This is a genomic window from Agrobacterium sp. D14 (assembly GCF_001526505.1).
GTDB lineage: Bacteria > Pseudomonadota > Alphaproteobacteria > Rhizobiales > Rhizobiaceae > Agrobacterium > Agrobacterium leguminum.
Genome location: NZ_ASXX01000045.1, coordinates 1 through 3686, shown reverse-complemented (window position 1 = coordinate 3686; position 3686 = coordinate 1). Strand labels below are relative to the sequence as shown.

3 protein-coding genes are annotated in these 3686 nt (G+C 60.6%); all 3 read right to left on the bottom strand.

Annotated elements, in window-relative coordinates:
• Window positions 1–1874, bottom strand: a 1874-nt coding sequence (locus L901_RS21190) for a recombinase family protein (RefSeq protein ID WP_245289671.1), incomplete at its 3' end; no start/stop codon positions are given.
• 26 nt (window positions 1875–1900) lie between these two features.
• Complete coding sequence (locus L901_RS21185; protein ID WP_245289670.1) at window positions 1901–2764, bottom strand: recombinase family protein; 864 nt, start codon at window positions 2762–2764, stop codon at window positions 1901–1903.
• 157 nt (window positions 2765–2921) lie between these two features.
• Window positions 2922–3686, bottom strand: a 765-nt coding sequence (locus L901_RS27510; protein WP_059760071.1) for a hypothetical protein, incomplete at its 5' end; no start/stop codon positions are given.

Genomic DNA, 3686 nt, shown 5'->3' with positions numbered 1-3686 from the left:
AATCCTGCCCCCGCAACCACTGAAACTTGCAAATTCTCCCACTCGGGATATTTGCACCGGAGCTCCTCCGCGTAAGCGTCGAGGAGCTTTTTGCGTTTCTCCTCCGTCTCAAGCTCGCCGGATGCAATCCGGGCCATCAGATCATTCTGGGCGGCGGTGATGAACTGCTGCTCCATCAGGTCCAGGACCTCCATAGAGGCCATAATGTTGGCGATCGAGCCGTGTACCTGCAAACTGGCCGGTTGATGGCCCGGGGTCTTGCCGATCACGACGGTCTGGATGAGATCACGCACGATCGGCATCAGCCGCTGCTTGGCATGTTCGTCGGCGTTGTTGCGTGCGAGGAAGATCAGCTTGCGGACGCTGATCTCGATATTGGCGGGATTGAACTGCGCCTTCAGCTTCGCAATCTTCTCCTGGAAATCCTCGGCCGGCTCCTGCGAGTGGGCGAGTTCCAGAACCAGCGCCTCGCGCGTGACTTCCAGTTCGTCCAGTTGATCATCCAGGATGGCAAGCCGCGGCCGACCGTCGGCATGGCGGTCCTGAATCTGCTGCATGAGACCTGATTGTTTCGACTTGATCGCCGCGAGCTCTGTGGTCAACCGTTCCTTGCGCGAAGGCAGGCTCTTCAGCTTGCTCACCTCATGTGCGACCATCTTCTCTGAAATCCGATCGAAGATATCCATCGAGTAGAAGGCCACGGGCAAGCAGTTGAGGACGCGTTCCTCCAGTTCATGACGTGTGATGGTCTTGCTGTTACCACAGCAGGCGCCGTCGAGGCCGTCGATCGGCAGGCGCTTCTTGCGGTTGGTGCAGCTATAGCGATCTTTGCCGCTGATGGCGTAGGGGCCGCCACATTCCGCACATTCGAGCAGATGACTGAGCAAGTATCCCGGGCGGTGCGTTGCATTCAGCCGGTTGCTCTGCCCGAAATCGAACAGCTCACCGATCTCTTTCTGACGCTCCTTCACCCGCTGCCATAGGTCGTCGGAAACGATGCGCATCTCCGGCACATCAGTCAGCACCCATTCGCTCGCGTCGTTTGCGCGCGCGGTACGGCGTTCGGTTTCCGGGTTCTTGCGGTAGTTACGCTTGTTCCAGACCATGCGGCCGATGTAACTCTCATTGTTGAGGATGCCCGTACCACGGCTGACGTGGCCGCGGATGGCGGTATCGCGCCACTTGCGGCCGCGCGAGCCCGGGATGCCCTCTTTGTTCAAAAGCTGGGCGATGTCGCGAGGCGACATGCCGTCGGCATATAGGGTGAAAATGCGGCGAACCACCTCAGCCTTTACAGGATCGATCTCGCGCAAACCCTTGATGCGATCGCCGTTCGCATCGCGCTGCTGGGAGAGCATGTAGCCGTAGGCGAGGCAGGTGGATGCCTTGCCTTTCCGGACGGCCATCTTCATGCCTTCGCGCGTGCGATACCGGATCTGTTCGACCAGTTCATGGCTGAGCGCGGCGCGCAATGCCATCTCGAGGTCGGTCACCGGGGTGCCGGCGTGGACCGTCCAGATGTCCGCGTCGCAATAGCGAAGCTGCTTGAGGATCTTCGCGCTATGCTCGATGTCGCGCGACAGGCGATCGACGGTGATGCAGAGGACGACATCGATGCGCTCGCGCTTCACATGCGCCATGAGGCTCTGGATGCCGGCGCGGAGCTGGTAGCTGGTGCCGCTGATGGCGGCGTCGGAGTAGATCTCGACCAGCTTCCAGCCCTGACGTGCGACAAAGGCCTTGCCGAGTTCGATCTGCGTTTCGATTGAGACCTCATGCTGGCGGTCGGTGGAGTAGCGGGCATAAAACAGAACATTCTTGGCCATTTGCGGAATTCCATATTCATCAATGTCTTCGTGAACACTGGCCGGCATCGCCGGCCAGATCCTTTGCAGCGTGCTCAGCTCTGCTGCCTGCGGCGCCCTGCCAATCCTGCAGCACGTTCGGCTGCGGCATCCTGGCGATCCTTCACGCGGTCCCAGAGGTCATCGCTGACGATGCGCAGTGCCGATACGTAATGGTAGTCATCGCCGCCAAGTTGTTTACACGCGCCGATGTAAGCCGGATTGTTGAGGATCCCGGTTCCGCTTGCGCGGTTGCCGCGGATCGCAGCGTCGCGCCAGATACTGCCACGGGGACCGGCCACGCCTTCGACATTAAGAAGAGCAGCGATTTTTGTCGGTGTCATTCCCTCGGCATACATACCGAAAATACGCCTGATGACATCGGCGGCGACCGGATCGACGACCTTGAAACCGAAGATGCGCTGGCCGTCCGCATTGCAGGCGCCGGCATAGCGGTAGCCGAATGGAAGGGGCGCAAAGTGTTTCTCCTCGCGCAGGTCATCGGGCACCTGGGCAACGTGGCTGCCGACGGCAAACATCTTGCTGCGGTCATCGATATAGTAATCGAACAGGTTCCGGGCGGTGATACGCTCGCCGGGATCGGCGACCCAGAGTTCGATGCCCTTGCGAGCGAGTTCGCTCAACAGCCGGCTGGCGACATCAAATCGCGAGCACAACCGGTCCAGCGTATGGCAGAGGACGATATCGACCGTTTCGCGCTCGATATGGGCGAAAAGCTTGCGCACGCGGGGCTGCGCCATGAAGACGACTTCGCCGATGTCCTCTTCAGCATAGGACTTTACGAAGGTCCAGCCTTTCTCCTTGATGAAGCGGTGCCCGTAGTAGAGCTGCGTTTCGAGGCAGGCATGGTCATGGTATCCGGTAGAATGGCGTGCGTAGAACAGAACGTTCTTGGTCATGGAGTGATCTCCGTTCGAATGGGCGAGGTCGGGGGACATGGTAACCGGCGGCGGGGAGCTTGAGAGCCCCGCAGCGATGCCAGATCATCATGGTCTGGCGGTTGGCAGGTACTGGCGGCGATAATTGCCGCGATAAGGAGCCGCTCCTGAGCGCTGGTCAGTAACCCATCGTGGCGCGGTAGGCCGCGGCCGCATCGGTGTTGCCGCCAATCCAGCCATGCTGCTGAAGCTTGAGAAGGCTGTCGACGACGCCATCGCGCGCGCCGCACCACGTCCAGCCGGAGTCGTCGGGGCGGATAATGAAGACCTCGGTGGCTGTCACCTTGATCCGCATTGCGCCTGTCTCCGCTTTGACGGCTTCGCGAAACAGGCGATCCAGTTCCTTGACCTGGCGTTTTTGCTCGGTCGTCAGGTGTGCCGGCTGGACGCGGGACGGGGTCTTCGACGGGATAGGCGTCGCGGGGATGCGGTGGGTGAGGACGAACACACGGTGCACCTGCTTGCGCCGCCAGGGTGCCCGGTCGATATCGACCATCAGGCCGTTATTGGTCACATCGCAAAACAGTTCACCACTGATGGCAACGCGGTGGTTGCCCAGAAAAACGACGCAGGGATGGCTTTGCTGAATTCCCGTTCGGGCTTTGAGGTACGCAGCAAAGGTCGGGCGACCTTTGATGTCGTGCCATTCTCCGGCATAACCCAGCAATCGCAAGGTGCTCTCGATCTCGTCGTCGCTTGTCTTTGTGACCGCGGGAGCACGGCGGCAGTCTACCCAGCCTGCGCCATGACGGGCGAGCCGCACGGCATCCCGGACGCGGGACATCGGTGCGCCGGTAATGGAGGCCATGGCCGTCGTGCCGGAATACAGGCGGGATTTGGTGTCGTTATCGACGTCGTGGAGGTGGTGGGTCTTGATCGCACC